At 65.5% G+C, this 15378-nt stretch carries 14 protein-coding genes, 1 tRNA gene and 2 pseudogenes; 14 read left to right on the top strand and 3 right to left on the bottom strand.

Translation table 11 applies throughout. From position 1 onward, the window contains the following. On the top strand, positions 1–1521 hold a 1521-nt coding region (locus AAGI46_09190), incomplete at its 5' end, for a M56 family metallopeptidase (protein MEM1012381.1). A gap of 32 nt (positions 1522–1553) precedes the next feature. After that, entirely contained in the window at positions 1554–2633 is a 1080-nt protein-coding gene (locus AAGI46_09185; GenBank protein MEM1012380.1) for a 3-isopropylmalate dehydrogenase, read from the top strand. A 12-nt stretch (positions 2634–2645) separates the two neighbouring features. Here the strand turns inward: AAGI46_09185 and AAGI46_09180 are convergent, their stop codons facing one another. Beyond that, positions 2646–3752 (bottom strand): GDP-mannose 4,6-dehydratase, encoded by a 1107-nt coding sequence (locus tag AAGI46_09180; protein ID MEM1012379.1) that lies wholly within the window; start codon positions 3750–3752, stop codon positions 2646–2648. 126 nt (positions 3753–3878) lie between these two features. Between AAGI46_09180 and AAGI46_09175 the strand changes: the two genes are divergently transcribed. The 11 genes from AAGI46_09175 (at position 3879) to AAGI46_09125 (ending at position 13741) form a co-directional block, all read left to right on the top strand. Then, positions 3879–3952 (top strand) — tRNA-Val (locus tag AAGI46_09175). A 105-nt stretch (positions 3953–4057) separates the two neighbouring features. Beyond that, positions 4058–5230, top strand: a complete 1173-nt coding sequence (locus tag AAGI46_09170; GenBank protein ID MEM1012378.1) for a tyrosine-type recombinase/integrase — start codon at positions 4058–4060, stop codon at positions 5228–5230. A 78-nt stretch (positions 5231–5308) separates the two neighbouring features. Then, positions 5309–5773, top strand: a complete 465-nt coding sequence (locus AAGI46_09165; GenBank protein ID MEM1012377.1) for a hypothetical protein — start codon at positions 5309–5311, stop codon at positions 5771–5773. Beyond that, positions 5770–5961, top strand: a complete 192-nt coding sequence (locus AAGI46_09160) for a hypothetical protein (GenBank protein MEM1012376.1) — start codon at positions 5770–5772, stop codon at positions 5959–5961. Before AAGI46_09165 ends, AAGI46_09160 begins: the two co-directional genes overlap by 4 nt. Positions 5962–6061: 100 nt before the next feature. Beyond that, entirely contained in the window at positions 6062–6583 is a 522-nt protein-coding gene (locus AAGI46_09155; protein ID MEM1012375.1) for a hypothetical protein, read from the top strand. A 59-nt stretch (positions 6584–6642) separates the two neighbouring features. Then, positions 6643–6960, top strand: a complete 318-nt coding sequence (locus AAGI46_09150) for a hypothetical protein (protein MEM1012374.1) — start codon at positions 6643–6645, stop codon at positions 6958–6960. Between the two features lie 596 nt (positions 6961–7556). Further along, positions 7557–9683 (top strand): hypothetical protein, encoded by a 2127-nt coding sequence (locus AAGI46_09145; protein MEM1012373.1) that lies wholly within the window; start codon positions 7557–7559, stop codon positions 9681–9683. A gap of 156 nt (positions 9684–9839) precedes the next feature. Then, a complete protein-coding gene (locus AAGI46_09140; GenBank protein MEM1012372.1) occupies positions 9840–10070 on the top strand; it encodes a hypothetical protein in 231 nt (76 codons plus the stop codon). Between the two features lie 50 nt (positions 10071–10120). Beyond that, positions 10121–11983 carry a Mu-like prophage major head subunit gpT family protein gene (locus AAGI46_09135; GenBank protein MEM1012371.1) on the top strand — a complete coding sequence of 621 codons (1863 nt, stop codon included), beginning with the start codon at positions 10121–10123 and terminating at the stop codon, positions 11981–11983. A gap of 320 nt (positions 11984–12303) precedes the next feature. Further along, positions 12304–12801, top strand: coding sequence for a hypothetical protein (locus AAGI46_09130; protein ID MEM1012370.1), 498 nt, complete (start codon positions 12304–12306; stop codon positions 12799–12801). Between the two features lie 178 nt (positions 12802–12979). Continuing rightward, positions 12980–13741 carry a hypothetical protein gene (locus tag AAGI46_09125; protein ID MEM1012369.1) on the top strand — a complete coding sequence of 254 codons (762 nt, stop codon included), beginning with the start codon at positions 12980–12982 and terminating at the stop codon, positions 13739–13741. 5 nt (positions 13742–13746) lie between these two features. Here the strand turns inward: AAGI46_09125 and AAGI46_09120 are convergent, their stop codons facing one another. Next, positions 13747–14013, bottom strand: a complete 267-nt coding sequence (locus AAGI46_09120; protein MEM1012368.1) for a hypothetical protein — start codon at positions 14011–14013, stop codon at positions 13747–13749. Between the two features lie 474 nt (positions 14014–14487). Further along, positions 14488–15273, bottom strand: a pseudogene (locus AAGI46_09115) (MoxR family ATPase). Here AAGI46_09115 and AAGI46_09110 point away from each other — a divergent pair. Beyond that, a pseudogene (locus AAGI46_09110) lies at positions 15268–15378 on the top strand (AAA family ATPase). The pseudogenes AAGI46_09115 and AAGI46_09110 sit on opposite strands and share 6 nt — an antisense overlap.

The raw sequence follows: 15378 nt of genomic DNA, 5'->3' as shown, positions 1-15378 counted from the left end.
CTTCGGCTGACGCTTCGCCACGAGCTCGCGCACGTCCGACGTGGCGACGCGTGGCAACGTTTGGCCTTCGCGTGCCTGCGTGCGGCACACTGGTTCAACCCGCTCGTCTGGCTCGCTGCCAAGCACGTGTCGGCCGATCAGGAACTCGCTTGCGACCGGATGACGCTCCGTGACACGGACGCCTCGACCCGCCAAACCTACGGCCGATTGCTGTTGCGTCTGGCTTCACCGACCGGCACGCCGATGCCGTCGTTCGTTCCCGCCATGGCCGCCCGTCGGGCGACCGTTCGTCAACTTCAACACCGCCTCGTCATGACCCACGACCCCCGCCGCCCCAGCCGGCTCGTCGCCCTTGCCGCCGCCCTGCCACTTGCCGGCGCTGCGATCGCGGGCGTGCTGACGCTCACGGCCCGTCCTGCGATCGCCGACGCCCAGGAAACGCGCCCGACCGATCAGCGTGCCACCATCGTTCTCGAGGAGGTGACCACGCCTGCAGACCTCGCCATTATGCGGCGTCTTGACGATGTCTTCGTCGGTACGGTCGAGTTCGACCAGACGCCGCTGACGGACGTCTTCGACACGCTGCTCTTCGAGGCGGAAATCAACGCGTTCATCAACTGGGGCAGCTTCGAGATCACGGGCCTCGATCCGACGATGCCTGTCACGCTCGGCCCGCTCACCGACCTGCCGCGAGGCCGCGTTCTCGATCTCGTGCTGAAGTCGGTCGGCGAGGGCTTTGGTGACTTCGGCTACGCGGTCGAGGACGGCGTGTTGATCGTCGCCGAGGCCGGGTCGCTGCCGATGGACGCTCGTCTGGCCCGACGCGTATTCGAGCTCGATTCGACGATGTTCGGCGAGGATGTACCGGACGCGATTCGCACCTTCGTCGAGCCCGATCGATGGTCCGGCCCGGTCGGTGCTGCACCCTCGGTCCGCCTCATCGGCAGCAAACTGATCGTCCGCCATCAGCCCGATGTGCTCGTGAAGATCGAGGACTTCCTTAGAGAGATCGATGCCTTGGCGCCGGCGGTCGAGGAGGCAGAGCGAATCAATCGAGCAACTGAGCTTCGCCAGCAACTCGTCGAGTTGGAGCAGGCTCTGGACATTGAGCGTCAGCGGTTTGGCGAGGAGGCGAGGACAGTGGTCGAGCTTCGCCAAATGCTCAATCCGGTTCGAGCAGAACTGACAGCCCTCCGCAACACAGGCGTGGCGGTCGGGGTCGAGATTGACCCGAACAAACTCTGGGTCGGCGAGTTGATCACCGTCGGCATTATCGACTTGCCCCAGCCGGGCCAGGTACTTCGCATCACCAAACGCATCCGAGACGACGGTGCGATTGTCCTGCCGTATGCGGGCGCGGTGGAAGTCGCTGGAGTCACGTCGCAGGAAGCCAGCGACGCCATCTACCGGGCACTGGTGGATGCCGGCGCGATCGAATACGAGACGGCCGCAGCTGTGATCACCGCTCGGCCTGGCCTCGGCGAAACGATCTCCGACATCGAGTCGGCCACGTCGCCCTGATCCATGGCCGACGTGCGGGCTACGTTGTGGGCATGAGCGAACTCAACATCGCCGTCATGCCAGGCGACGGCGTCGGACCGGAAGTGACGGCCGAGGCGTGGAAAGTCCTGACGGCGGCCGGTGAGCGGTTCGGCTTCACCCTCAACCGCAGCGACTGGCCCCACGGTGCCGCCCACTACCTTGAGACCGGCAAGACCATCAGCGACGCCGACCTCGACCAGCTGGGCGGGCACGACGCGATCCTCTTCGGGGCCGTCGGCGTCGAGCCGGCAGGCATGGCCAAGATTCCTCAGGGTCTGCTCGAGACCGAGATCCTGCTCAAGATGCGGTTCGGGCTCGACCAGTACGTCAACCTCCGTCCGGTGACGCTGCTGCCGGGCGTGAACACGCCGCTGGCCGGGCAGTCGTCTGAGACGATCAACTTCACCGTCGTCCGCGAGAACACCGAAGGCCTCTACTGCGGGCAAGGCGGCTTCCTTTACAAGGGCACGCCGCACGAGGTCGCGAACCAGATCGAGGTGACGACGCGTCACGGCGTGGAGCGCGTCATCCGCTACGCCTTCGAGACGGCCAAGCGTGAGGGCCGCGATCGCGTGACGCTGGTCGCCAAGACGAATGTCCTGCGGTTCGCGCACGACCTCTGGGCCCGGGCGTTCCGCGAAGTCGCCAGCGAATTCAGCGACGTCACCGCCGACTACCAGCACGTCGACGCCTGCTGCATGTACATGGTGACCAACCCGCAGCAGTACGGCGTGATCGTGACGACCAACATGTTCGGCGACATCCTCACCGACCTCGGCGCGGCCATCTCCGGCGGCATGGGCGTCGCCGCCAGCGGCAACCTCGACCCGGAACGACGCAAAGCCAGCATGTTCGAGCCCGTCCACGGCAGCGCGCCCGACATCGCCGGCCAGGGCAAGGCCAACCCTACCGCGGCCATCCTGTCAGCAGCGATGATGCTCGACCACTGCGGCCAACCCGACGCCGCCGAAGCCGTCCGCAAGGCGATCGCAGCAGCGCTGGCCGACGCCTCCACCCGCACCGGCGACCTCGGCGGCACTGCCTCCACCTCTGCCGCCGGCGACGCCGTAGTCACAACGATGGGTTCGTGACGATAACGTTGCCTAGCCCGAAATCGCCTTGAGGAGCCGTTTCTGCTCGACGGCCTTCTTCTGCGTGTCGTGCTTGCTCGTGCCGAGCACGCTCGCCAGGGTTGCCTCACTCTCTTCCGCCCAGGCCGCGAGTTGGGCGACGCCCTGTCTTGGCGACGTCTTTGGTGCCCACCCGAGGTCGCGCTTCGCCTTGGCCGTGTCGGCGATGAAGCACCGTTGGTCTCCCGGCCTCCAGTCATCAAAGCTGACTTCTTCCGGCGTCCAGCCGAGGTAGCCAATGAGTTCGAGGAGGCTCATGACGTTCTCGCTGCCGCCGCCGGCGTTGTAGACCTTGCCGCGCGCCTGCTCCATGTTCGCGATCGCCGCCTGGTACAGGTCGACGAGGTCGTCCACCCACAGCACGTCCCGCACCTGCTTGCCGTCCCCGTAGACCGTGATCGGCCGACCCAGCAGCCGGGCGATTGTGAACCACGCGATCCACCCTTGATCCTCCACGCCGAACTGCCGCGTGCCGTAGATGCACGACTGGCGGAAGACGACGGTGTTGAGCCCGTACATGCGGGCGTAGTCGCGGACGTACTGGTCGGCCGTCCCCTTGGAACAGCCATACGGCGAATGGAAGTCGAGCGGCGCAGTCTCCGGAATGCCGTGCGGAAAGTCGCGATAACGGTAGCGGTCATGCTCGCCGTCGAGCTCGACGTGGACCTGCTCCATGCCGCCGTAAACCTTGTTTGTGCTGGCGAAGACGAACGCCGCCTCGGGTGAGTGCAGCCGACACGCCTCGAGCAGATTCAGAGTGCCTAGCGCGTTGGCCTCAAAATCCATCCGGGGATTGAGAAACGACGTCGTGACCGCCACCTGTCCCGCAAGATGGATGACGGCGTCCGCGTCCTTGTGCTGCTCGAAAAGCCCGAGACAGTCGGTCTCGTTGCGAATGTCGGTATGGACGAAGTCAAACTCGCTGTCGAGCGATTGGAGAAACCGAATATTCTCGACATTGCCTCTTCGCGAGAGGTTGTCGAACCCGACGACGGTCGCCCCCTCATCGAGATACCGCTGGGCCACGTGCCCGCCAATGAAACCGGCGACGCCGGAGATGAGAATCTTCTGCTCTGCCATCGACGCTTCCCAGCCTAGCGGCAGCCACTCCCACAGTCGGGCCGGCACGAGTCCAAGCCCGCGGATAAGATACACGGTTCGCACCGAGGCCGCCGACCTTCCTAATCGGCGGTTGCTGCGACTGTCGGGCCGTTAGCTCAGTTGGCCAGAGCGCTTCCCTTACAAGGAAGATGTCGCAGGTTCGAGCCCTGCACGGCCCATTTACAACTCGCAGCCTGGAAGCGACTTACGTCGCTACTCCCCTCACGGGGCTGCCGGACGGTTCCCACGCCCGTGCGTCAATTACGCACAAAGGACCGCTCCCCATGCCCCGCCGTCGCAACAGTCACGAACCGAAACACTGCCTGCAACGGCCATCCGGCCGCGGCTACGTCCGTCTGAATGGACGCGTCTTCTACACCGGTCCCTACGGCACCGATGAGGCCAGCGACGAGTACGCGCGTCTCGTCCGCGTCTGGAAAAACAACAACCGCCGCATCCCGCCGGCGTCGCCGGCCACCGCCACGGTCAACGAAATGCTCGCCGACTTCTGGCGATGGGCCAGTGAGCACTACCCGCCTCGCGATGACGGCACGACTAGGGCCGAGGCGTTCCGAGGTCCGATGCGGATCGTCCGCCGGCTGTTCGGCCGCACACCGGTTGCCGACTTCAAAGTCCCGCAGCTCGAAGCCGTCCGCGCCGCGATGGTGGACGAGGGCTGGGTGCGAGTCAGCATCAACCGGCAGACCAAACGCGTCCGTCAGATCTTCAAATGGGGCGTCGCCCGCGAGTACGTCGACCCGACGACGTTCGAGCGACCCAAGGCGCTGTCGCCCATGAAAAAGGGGCAGGCCGGCGTGACCGAAGCCGAGCCCGTGAAGCCGGTGCCTGACGCGGCGATCGCCGCGCCGCTCGACGAGCTGCCCGCTGCCGTTCGTGGTGTCGTCCTGCTTCAACCGCACACCGGTGGGCGTCCGGGCGAACTGCTCAAGCTGCGGGCCATCGACATCGACACCTCGGTCAAGCCGTGGGAGTGTCGCCCGGCATCGCACAAGCTGGCCGGTCGCGGTACAGACCGCGTCATCCTGTTCGGCCCCCAGGCCCGCCAAGTGCTCGCCGAGTTCATGGTCGGCCGAGCAGTCGACAAGCTGCTATTCAGCCCACGCGAGGCGGCTGCCGAACTGAAGGCTCGCGGGGCCAAGGGGTCACGACGGCCGAACCAGAAGCCGAACCAGAAGCAGACGAGCCGCACCATCGGCGACACCTACACGGCAATGAGCTACGCGCGGTCGATCGCCCACGCCTGCCGGCGAGCCGGCATTGAGAAGTGGACGCCCTACCGCCTTCGACACAACGCGGCGACGGCCCTGCGGCGGCACGGCGGCATCGACGTCGCCGCGGCGGTGCTCGGCCACGTTCACGGCTCTGTCGTGACCGCCAGCACGTACGCCGAGGCCAACCTGGACACGGCACGCAAAGCAATTGAGGCCACGGGGTAGTCCCGTTGCCCGTACTCACAAGGCCGCCCCCGGCCGCAGATTGAAAGCAACGACCGGGGGCAACACAGAAAGGCTCAGATGAGCACGCACGATAGCGGACAAACCGCAGAGTTTCCGATGCACGGCGACAACTTCGACGTCGTCAGCGAGATCGTCCCGCCGATTCCGCCGGGCATGTTCCCGAACCTTGTGCCCTGGCCGTCAGCGGCGGACACCGGCCTGAAGTTCAGCATTGGGCCGACCCTCTATGTCGTTCGCATCTCGGATGAGCCACTGATATTCGAAGGCCGGCAAGTCGATGGCCTGTGCGATGAGGGCTGCGAAGAGTCGGGGGTCATCACGTTGTGCTCGCTCCTTCCGCGCCGGCGTCGCCTGCACATTCTCATCCATGAACTTCGCCACGCTTGGGTCTGGCTCCACGGCCGGTCAGCCGATGATGACGAGGCCGACGCCAACAACGTGGCGAGCTTCACGCTTGACGTCATGCGGCAACTGCAAGAACAGGGTGGCGAGCCGGCCCTTCTGCGAATGGAGGCCGCATGAAGCTCGATGCCACCCGCGACCGCTTCGCCCGGCACCGGCCGCCGGCCACTGCGAAGGCCAAGCCGGAACCGGAGCGACCCGGCGACCCGCCCCGTGCGGAACGTGTCGAGCGGCAACGTCTTCGGATCGCTCGCGACCGCGACTTGTGGGGCCGCAACGGCGAGGGGCAGCTCAACCTTTTCGAGTAACATCATCGCGGGTAGCCGGTTGATCCCCGGCGTCGATTCGAGCCGGCCGGTGCATGTCCCGCCGGTCGGCCGAATCGGCCTGCTTTGCGAGGACATGACGATGGCCAAGAAGCCAAGCATTTCGGTAAGCGCGTTCGGGATTTTTCTCGGTTTGCATGATGTCGACCGCGAAAAAGAGTTCGAGCTGCTGGACGAGATTCGCCAGCATCCTGACCTCATTCGTCAGATGACGCGTGGCCGACTCGACTGGCTGCCGGCAACCCGTGCCGCCTGGGTTGAGCTTGCACAGTTTGCGGGCGTCCTGCCTGCCGACTGGCTTGCTGGTAGGGTCCGCCCAACTGAAGTGCTCGCCGCGATTGCTGGTTGGCCTCTGGCGGCACTGTCGCCGAAGGCCGAGACCCTGCTGCTGTCCATCGCGGCTATGCCCGCTGCGACGCACAAGGTCCAGCAGACTGTTGGCACGCTGCAGTCGCGGTCCGGGCTGAACGCTCGCGACACGAAAGCCGCGATTGAAGAGCTGTCGAGCCACTGCCTCGTTCGCCTCAATGGAGGCGAACGCAACATCACTGGCGTGACGGTCCTCCGGGCATTGATAGAGACCGCCAACTCGCTCCGCGGCTGACAGAAACTTGGCAGAAATCTGGCGGCAATGACTTGCGGCTTTGCAGTCTCATCCGCTGCATGGCAATCGACGTCAACGCAGAAGAGCTGCTCACGTTTACACAAGCCGCACGGCACCCCGCATTCCGCACTCGCAACGGCAGCCGGCCGCACGTGAGCAAGGTCTATCGGGCGGTGCTCTACGGCTCGAAGTCCGTGACGGGACAGACGGTCAAGCTTGAGAACGTTCGGCTGCCCGGCGGGCTGCACACGTCGACCGAAGCCATCGCTCGATTCGTCGCCCGACTCAACGACGACGTCGAGGTCGACTACAGAGGCCCGACGGCGAGCGAAGCGGCAGTCCTGGCCGAGGCCGAGCTGGACGCCGCCGGCATCTGAAAAACGACCCCGCCCAGCAAGGCGAGGTCGCGGAGTTCATCCGCCCGTTGCACCGGGCAGGACGCATTGGAAGCTCGATGAGGATAGCACGAAGCACCCCACCACGACAACCCGCCCCGCCAGACGCCATCGACCTCGCCGCCGCTGAGCGAGCCAAGGTCGGCACACCCGGCCAAGTTCGCGAGGACGCCGCCACGCTGCCGCGACGGCTCATCCAAGCCGGGGGCCATCACGATCGACGCAAGCCACCTGGACGCGGCCGAGCACCTTGCCGATCGCGGCCTTGCTCACTTTTACCCCGTGGGCCTCGTCGGTGCCGGCGGCATTCGCATCAAGCTTGTCTCGAAGAGCGGCGGGAGGGAGGCACGATGAGCCCCGACGCCGCACGCATCCCGCTCGCGGCCGAGGCATACGCCGCTCACGCCGACGCTCTCGCCGACGCCTTCTTCGACCGGGTCGCCGCCAGAACCGACCGACACGGCAGCTAGACAGTCGACGGCGGCACCGTCACCACAAAGACGCCGCTGACGACCGCTCGGCTCGTCGATCACTTCCGCGGCCGCGGCAACCGCGTCGGGCTCTACACGACGGACCCGGTGACCAACTGCTGCCGGTTCGCGGTCATCGACATCGACGCGCACGGCGACGATGACGACGCCGACGCGAACCAGCGCGCCGCGATCGCCTGCGCCGACGCGATGGCCGCCGAAGGCTGGCGACCGCTCCTTGTCGACTCCAACGGCAAGGGCGGGTTCCACGTCTGGGTCATCTTCGCGGCGCTCGCCGATTCCGCCCGCGTCCACGCGTTCATTGACGGTTGGGCCGATCGCTGTGTCGCCGACTTCGGGCTCGCCGCAAAGCCCGAGGCGTTCCCGAAGCAAGCCCGCATCAAGCCCGACGCCTGTGGCAACTACGTCCGCCTGCCGGGGCTCCACCAGAAGCGGCCGCATGCGTCGCGGCTTCACGACGGGGAGGCGTGGCTTGAGGGCGAGGACGCCGTCGACTACCTGCTCACGTTCCTCGGCGACGAGCTCAACGACCCGCGTCGCCTGCCCGAGCCCTTGAAGCCGAAGGCAAAGGCGGTGTCCCCGACACCGTCAAAGAGAACTGCGGCCAAGAGCCGTCACGCATCGGCTGATCTTCCTGCAGGCGCGGACTGGCTCGAAAACTTCGACGATGGCGACCAGAACGTGATCGACGCGTTCACGGCGTGGTGCGAGCTTGGGCATGGCGGCGACATCGAAGATGCGGTGCGGGTCGCGGCGAGGGTCATGGGGATGGAGCGCAGCCGCCTTCAAGGGCCGGTCGCGGTTGACACGGATACGGATTCCCCCGCCACGGCACCGCCGCGGGGGAATCCATATCCGTATCCGTTAGGTGCCGCTGCGTTTTTTGGCCCGGTCGGCGACGCCGTCCGCGTCATCGCCCCGCACTCCGAGGCGGACCCTGCCGTGCTGCTCATGCGACTGTTGTCGGCGGCAGGCTGCGCCATCGGCCGGGGGGCGCACGTCAACATCGACGGCATCGAACACGCCGCGCGGTTGTGGCCGATCATTGCCGGGTCGACCGGCAGCGGCCGCAAAGGCCAGTCGTGGGGCAGCGTCCGGCAGGTGCTCAAGCTCGCCGACGAGGCATTCGTCACGTCCAACATCGCCAGCGGACTGACGACCGGCCAGGGCCTCGTCCACTCCATTCGAGACGAGGTCCGCGGCAAGCCAATCAGCAAAGCCCAGCGCGAGGAGGCCACGTCGAACGAGGAGGGGCTTTGCGAGATCGACCCGGGCGTGAGCGACAAGCGGCTGCTCGTGCGAGAGCTCGAGCTGCCCAAGGTGCTCGCCGCAGCGTCGCGGGAGGGGAACAACCTCAGCGCCACGCTCCGCAACGCGTGGGACGGCGAGAACCTCCGCGAGATGACGAGGGCCAACCCGCACAGCGCGACCGACCCGCACGTCGTCGTACAAGCCGACATCACGCCGTCGGAGCTGCGGACGATGCTCACTGCGACCGAAAAAGCCAACGGCTTTGCCAGCAGGTTTCTGTTCGTTGCCTCGCGTCGGAGTAAGGCGCTGCCATTCGGCGGCGATCTTCCCCCGGACGACCTTCGCGACGTCGCGTCCGGCCTGGCTGACGCAACCAACGTCGCCCGGCGGATCGGTCGTATGACGTGGTCGCGCGAGGCCCGTCCGGTGTGGGCCGAGATGTACGACAAGGCCAACGCCGAGGCCGGCGAAGGCGACGGGACGCTCGCGATGATCCTGGCCCGCGGGGCAACGCACCAGCTGCGCCTGAGCGTCGCGTACGCTGCGCTCGACGGCAGCCGCGAGATTGGCGTCCGGCACCTTCAGGCCGCCGCCGAGGCGTGGCGCTATTGCCGGGACTCCGCGGCGTGGGCCCTCGGCCTTACCGCCGCCGAGGTCGGCCCGATGGAGAAGCTGTTCGCCTGGGCGATGCGGCAGGAACGGCCGCCTTCCGCTGCTGAGGCCGGGCGAAGCGGCGTCAAGCCATACAAGGGGGACGCCGCCCTTGCCGACCGCGACTTCAAGCGGTTCGCCGAAGCGAACCGCGGGACGTACGCCTACGAGGCAGGCGCGACGAAGGGCGCGATGCGTTTTCGTCCGCAACCCGACGGATACGGATATGGATTTACGGCTGACGGTGTCGCCAACGGCGAATCCGTATCCGTCCGTCCGTCGGATCGGTCATGCGACCGGGAGGCCGCATGACCGCCGTCAAGGTTCTTCGATGCGACGCATGGAGCAGGTCCCGTAGGGAACTGCCGCGCTATGTGTTTCCCTTTCCCTACCCGGTGCAAGGAAGGGAGTTAGGTGCTGCGGTAGTTCCGTATGGGACCCTCACCGTGTGTCTGGCCGGGAGAACCTATGCCCAGCGATGACCAGCTCGCCCGCGTGGCCAACCTGGAGGCACGCCGCGGCACGGCCCGCCAGACGCTGCCGTGGGTGACGGTTCCGCTGCCGACGTGCCCGAACTGCGGCTCGCCCAGCCACCGCCGGCAGCGGACGGAACTGCGGACCGATGACCGGCTTGTCCTCACTGTGACATGCAAGGTGTGCGGGATGCCATTTCATATTGAACACGTGCGAACGAAGTAGTCCCGCAGCGGGACAAATCTCGCCATGCACGGCAGCGGTACGTATCACCTATGACCCCGCCCGCCATGAACGACGCAACACTAGAAGCACGATTCAAAACCACCGCTCAAGTGGCGAAGTCTAGTGACGGCAACGGTCGCCGCGAGTTTGACCTTGTCGCCTACAGAGGCGGCCCAATGCGGGCCACGCTTAAGCCGCCGCTGCCGCATCCGGTCGTCATCAAGCTGAGCGGCCTCGACCTCGACAAGCAGAACCGCCCGGTCTTGCGCGACCATGACCTCGGCCGCCTGCTCGGCCACACGAACACGATCACAACCGACGGCCGCGAGCTTCGGGCCAGTGGCACATTCAGTGGCGAACGACGCGAGATCGAGCCCGTGCTTGAAGCAAGCGACAACGGCTTCCGCTGGCAGGTATCGGTCGGGACGTCGTTCGACATGAGTGACATGGACTTCGTCGCCGCCGGCCAGCGACGGCAGGTCAATGGCCGCGAACTGCGCGGTCCCGTCTTCGTCGTCAACCGTTCCAAGCTCCGCGAGATTTCGATCCTGACAGTCGGGGCTGACGACGACACTTCGGCCGAGGTGTCGGCCACCCTCAACCTAACGAACATGCCTGAAACGAATCAGCACACGGCCGACGGTGCCCCGGCCATTGACGGCGTCCTCCAATCCACACTCAACACCGATGCCGGCGCGTTCTCCGACGAGCCCATGCGTGGCCGAGTCGGCGATGCCTATGACGCTGAGGCTCGCCGGGTCGCCAAGATTCGGGCGATCGCCCAAGATCACCCGTCGATCCTGCGAGCGGCACTTGTCGACGACTGGGACCTGGAGAAGGTCCAGGACAAGGTCGACCTCGCCAAGCTCTACGCCAACCAGCCGCAAACGCCTCGCGGGTTCGATGCCGGCGAAGGCGTCGCGTTCGCAGGCAGCGGCCGTAACGGGCGGGCTTTGACCGCTGGCCAAGACGTCACCGCGACGCTTGCCGCCGCAATGCTCTGCCGCGGTGGCAACGAAGAAATCGCTGCAAAGACGTACGGCGAGCGTGCTGTCGCCATGGCCGCAGGCCTGTCGACGCTGCCGGACATGGCCCGTCAGGCGATCCTGTCGGATGTCGGCTCGCCCGCTGGAATGGACCCCATGACGTTGGCGGCGTCAGGCTTGAGCACGGTGAGTCTGCCGAACGCCTTGAGCGATGCTGCGAACAAGCTGATCATCAAGGGGTACGTGGACACGCCTTCGACATGGCAAGCGTGGTGCCGCGAGCGGAACACCAGTGATTTCAAGGAGCACCTCGCCATCCGTGGCCTCGACGTCGGCGAGTTGACGAAGATCGGCAAGGGCGGCGAAGTGAAGCACATGGGCGTCGGCGAGCAGCGGTTCCCGTACCGCATCGAGACCTACGCCGGCCAGATCGCGCTCAGCCGGCAGGACGTCATCAACGACGACGTGGGCATCTTCCTCGACATGGGGCGTGAGTTCGGCAACCGGGCGATGCGGAAGATGAGCGACGTTGCCTACGAGACGCTGTTCAATGCGATAGACGGCGGGTCGCACTTCGCCGGCGCCAACGGCAACGTCCTCAACTCGTCGAGCACTAATGGCAGCGTGCTCAACGCCGACACGCTTCGTGACGCGATCGTCTTGCTCCACACGCAGCGGTATGACGAAAATAACGACCTCGACTTCAGCCCAACGACGCTGCTCGTCCCGCCAGAGCTTCACCACGAGGCGAAGGCCTTGCTTGAGTCCGACGCGCTGCAGCGAATCAAGACGGGCGATCGGCTGCCGACCGGCAACCCGAACCGAAACGCCGTGCGGCTAGCCGTTGAACCCCGACTGTCGAACACCGGCAAGTACAGCTCAGCAAGCGGGACGCACTGGCTGCTATTCGCCGCCGCTTCGGCCTAGCCCTTTATCAGTTCGTTCCTCAACGGTCGAAGCACGCCGACCATCAACTACTACGACGTTGAGAGCGACCCCGACACGCTGGGCGTCCGGTGGAGGATCTATCACGACTTCGGCTTCGCCCTCGGCGAGCCCAAGGCGGCCGTCTATGCCACTGGCGAGGCCGCCGCATGACCCTCATGGCCGGCCAAGGGAGTCCCCGTCTTCTGCTTCCTTGGTCGGTGCCTGCGGCTTGAGAACCCGCAGGCGTCATCAGCGGTGGAGCGGGGAAACCTGCTCCGCCGTTTTCAGGGGACACCCAGACCATTCACCAAAGGACGACCATGAGCGAGATCAACGAAGAGGCGATGAGGACATTCACGAACAAGGACGGCCGCGAGTTTCGCGTCGCCTTGGACTTCCCGACCGCGAAGCGCATCCGCGACGAGGTCGGCGTGAACATCCTCGCCGGCAAGAACGGCGAGGGCTTCAAGCTGCTCGCTGACGATCCGATCGCACTGCTCGACGCGATCTATGTGACGGTCCAAGACCAGTGCGACGCGTGCGGCATGACCTACCAAGACTTCGGCCGAAGCTTGGACGTCAAGACCGTCGGCGACGCGGTCGACGCCTTCATGGCTGCCTTTGCGTTGATGCAGCCCGACGAGATTCGCGACCTGATGCTCAGCGCGATCGTGCAGGGCAAAGAGCTTCACCACGACGCAATGAAGTACCTCGGCGAGATCGACGCCGACCGCGTGTTGCTGGACCAGCTGGAGATCGCCGCCAAGGCGAAGAGCGCGAAACTGCAGGGCGCGACGACCCCGACGACTCTCAACTGAAATGACACCATTCGGCGCACCCAACGACGAGATTCCTGTAGACCCGGAAGAAGCATCCGGCGACCAAGGAAGCGAAACCCCTATGCCAGTCACAGTCACTGAAACCAACAACAGCGGCGGCCTGTGAGCTCCTGCGGCTGACCGCAGCTACACGCTTCGGTTCGACATCGAGGGTGCAGTGTCGCGCTCTGAAGCGCGATCCAATCTGCTGGCGTCTGCACCGAAGTACGTCACGCGGAACGGCGACGACTCGCCGCAGGCGATTTCGGACCCGCCGGTCGTCGCGCCGGTCGACGCACTGTTGCCGGCCGACGTGAATGTCGACCCGGGCGATGGCCCGTTGCTGTTTCGCGGCACGATCCGCTACGAGTCACGTCGGGGGCCAACGGGCACGCTGTTCCCGGGCAAAACTCGTCGAACTTTCAGCACGTCAGGTGGGACGAGGCGTTTGTATTACAGCCGCAACACAACGGTGGACGGTCCGAGCGGTCCCGACATAGACGGCATCGAGCAGCATGCTGACGACGAAGAAGCCCGTGGCGTTGATGCAGTGATTCCGTCGTTTGAGATCACGTACGAAGAGGCAAAGCCGACGTCGCAGGTGGACGTTTCGTACGTCACGACGCTGCACGAGATGACCGGCACGGTGAACAGTGACACGTTCGACATCTTCGATCCGGGCGAAGCCCTTTTCCTCGGCGTCGAAGGCCGCGACCGCGAAGATGGGTTCACCGACCTGGCGTACACCTTCGCGGCGAAGGCCAACAGCACCGAGAGTTTCGCCGGCCTGTCGAACATTGAGGTCGGCGGCTGGGACCACACATGGCGAAGAGTGGATTTCACCGAATCCGGCAAGCAGGTTCGAATCGTTGTTGAGCAGATCTACGAGCGCAAACCCTTCGCCGACCTCGATATTGACCTCGACAACGTCCACGACTGAACGGGCTACGACTTCGGCGTCCGGTTGTAGAGGTCCTCGATCGGCTTCGCCGCCGGGTCGTCTGCGTTAATGACAACCGGGTCGGACATCCCGGCGACGCGGAATCTGAAGGCACGTCTCGCTTCTGGGCTTTCCCTCGCGTCGATCGGGTCCGTCAGCCACTTCGACCCGTCCGCGCCGGCTTCGTGATAGAGGACTTCAATCGCCGACACGTGATCGAGGTTGACAAGCCACTCTTCCTTGCCGCGATCGCGCAGGAGCCTGATCCACATGGCCGCGAGTGTAACAGCGGCCGAGTTGCCGAAAGCTTGGCCGAGCGGAACGGTCGCCGGAGCGTGGCGTTCGGGTAGGCCGCCTCGTACGCGCGTACGACGACCCGGCCCGCCCTGCCGGGCTGCGAGCGGTCACGAAACCGCGTAAACATCCGCGAAGACTTGCAAGCGGGATTCGGCCTGCTATCGTGCGTCAGAGAGGGAATCGCGTTGTAAATGCTTGGCCCAGAAGCCCTTACAAGGAAGGCGTCGCAGGTTCGAGCCCTGCACGGCCCATCCGTTCAAGCGGCGAGACGAAGTGGCATCGGCTGCGTCGGACGTGCGTTGTCCGCCAGGATGATCGAGTCGTCGGTGGCCTTGCTGCGTTTGGCGTCTTTGTGACGATGTCTTCGAACAGCCCTCGACCACCTCGCAACGGATGTTGCACCGCAGGTCGATGGCCGTAGCGGAGGCAACGGTTTGCGGTGCCGTGGCTCAGCTGCCCATGCCGACGTCGGTCGGGGTCTCGGCAATGACCGCCTTGACGACGTCGTCGGGCGAGCGCCCTTCGGCCTCGGCCTCGAAGTTGAGGACGAGTCGGTGACGCAGGGCCGGGATGGCGACGTTCTTGACGTCGTCGAACGAGCAGTGGAATCGCCCATCGAGCAGAGCACGCACCTTGGCCGCGAGCGTGATCGCCTGGGCCGCACGAGGCGAGGCGCCGACACGCAGGAACTGGTTCACCGGCCCGACGGCGAACTCGCCCTCGGGGTGCGTTGCGAGGACGAGGCGAATCGCGTAGTCCTGCACGTGCTTGGCGATGACGACCTGCCGGACGAGCTTCTGGTGGGCGAGGATTTTCTCTGCGTCGAGCACGGCATTGACCACCGGCGTTACGCCGGCCGTCGTGCGGTCGAGAATCTCGGCCAGGTCTTCGCGGCTGCTGTAGGGGACGATGAGCTTGAAGAAGAAGCGGTCCAGCTGGGCCTCGGGCAGCGGGTAAGTGCCCTCCTGCTCCAGCGGGTTCTGCGTCGCCATGACGAAGAACGGCTTGTCGAGCTTGCGGACATCGGTGCCGGTCGAGACCTGCTTCTCCTGCATGGCCTCCAGCAGAGCCGACTGCGTCTTGGGCGTGGCGCGGTTGATCTCGTCGGCGAGCAGAATCTGCGTGAAGATCGGCCCGGGTTGGAACTTGAACCCGCGCCGGCCGTGCTCGTCCTCTTCGATGATGCTGGTGCCGATGACGTCGGCCGGCATGAGGTCGGGCGTGAACTGGACGCGCACGGCCGGCGCGGGTTCAAGTTCCAGCCCGGGCCGATCTTCACGCAGATCCTCCTCGCCGACGAAATCAACCGCGCCACGCCCAAGACCCAGTCGGCCCTGCTG

It is taken from the genome of Planctomycetota bacterium (assembly GCA_038746835.1).
In the GTDB taxonomy this organism is placed as follows: Bacteria; Planctomycetota; Phycisphaerae; order Tepidisphaerales; family Tepidisphaeraceae; genus JBCDKH01.
The sequence above is the reverse complement of the archived record's forward strand: the minus strand, read 5'-3'. Positions and strand labels throughout refer to the sequence as shown.

What these genes read in the sequence shown, in the direction of transcription:
- AAGI46_09140 (MEM1012372.1), top strand. Translation starts at nt 9,840, where the DNA reads ATGCCCAGCGATGACCAGCTCGCCCGCGTGGCCAACCTGGAGGCACGC.
- AAGI46_09120 (MEM1012368.1), bottom strand. Translation starts at nt 14,013, where the DNA reads ATGTGGATCAGGCTCCTGCGCGATCGCGGCAAGGAAGAGTGGCTTGTC.
- AAGI46_09150 (MEM1012374.1), top strand. Translation starts at nt 6,643, where the DNA reads ATGGCAATCGACGTCAACGCAGAAGAGCTGCTCACGTTTACACAAGCC.
- AAGI46_09135 (MEM1012371.1), top strand. Translation starts at nt 10,121, where the DNA reads ATGACCCCGCCCGCCATGAACGACGCAACACTAGAAGCACGATTCAAA.
- AAGI46_09170 (MEM1012378.1), top strand. Translation starts at nt 4,058, where the DNA reads ATGCCCCGCCGTCGCAACAGTCACGAACCGAAACACTGCCTGCAACGG.
- AAGI46_09130 (MEM1012370.1), top strand. Translation starts at nt 12,304, where the DNA reads ATGAGCGAGATCAACGAAGAGGCGATGAGGACATTCACGAACAAGGAC.
- AAGI46_09180 (MEM1012379.1), bottom strand. Translation starts at nt 3,752, where the DNA reads ATGGCAGAGCAGAAGATTCTCATCTCCGGCGTCGCCGGTTTCATTGGC.
- AAGI46_09155 (MEM1012375.1), top strand. Translation starts at nt 6,062, where the DNA reads ATGGCCAAGAAGCCAAGCATTTCGGTAAGCGCGTTCGGGATTTTTCTC.
- AAGI46_09160 (MEM1012376.1), top strand. Translation starts at nt 5,770, where the DNA reads ATGAAGCTCGATGCCACCCGCGACCGCTTCGCCCGGCACCGGCCGCCG.
- AAGI46_09185 (MEM1012380.1), top strand. Translation starts at nt 1,554, where the DNA reads ATGAGCGAACTCAACATCGCCGTCATGCCAGGCGACGGCGTCGGACCG.
- AAGI46_09165 (MEM1012377.1), top strand. Translation starts at nt 5,309, where the DNA reads ATGAGCACGCACGATAGCGGACAAACCGCAGAGTTTCCGATGCACGGC.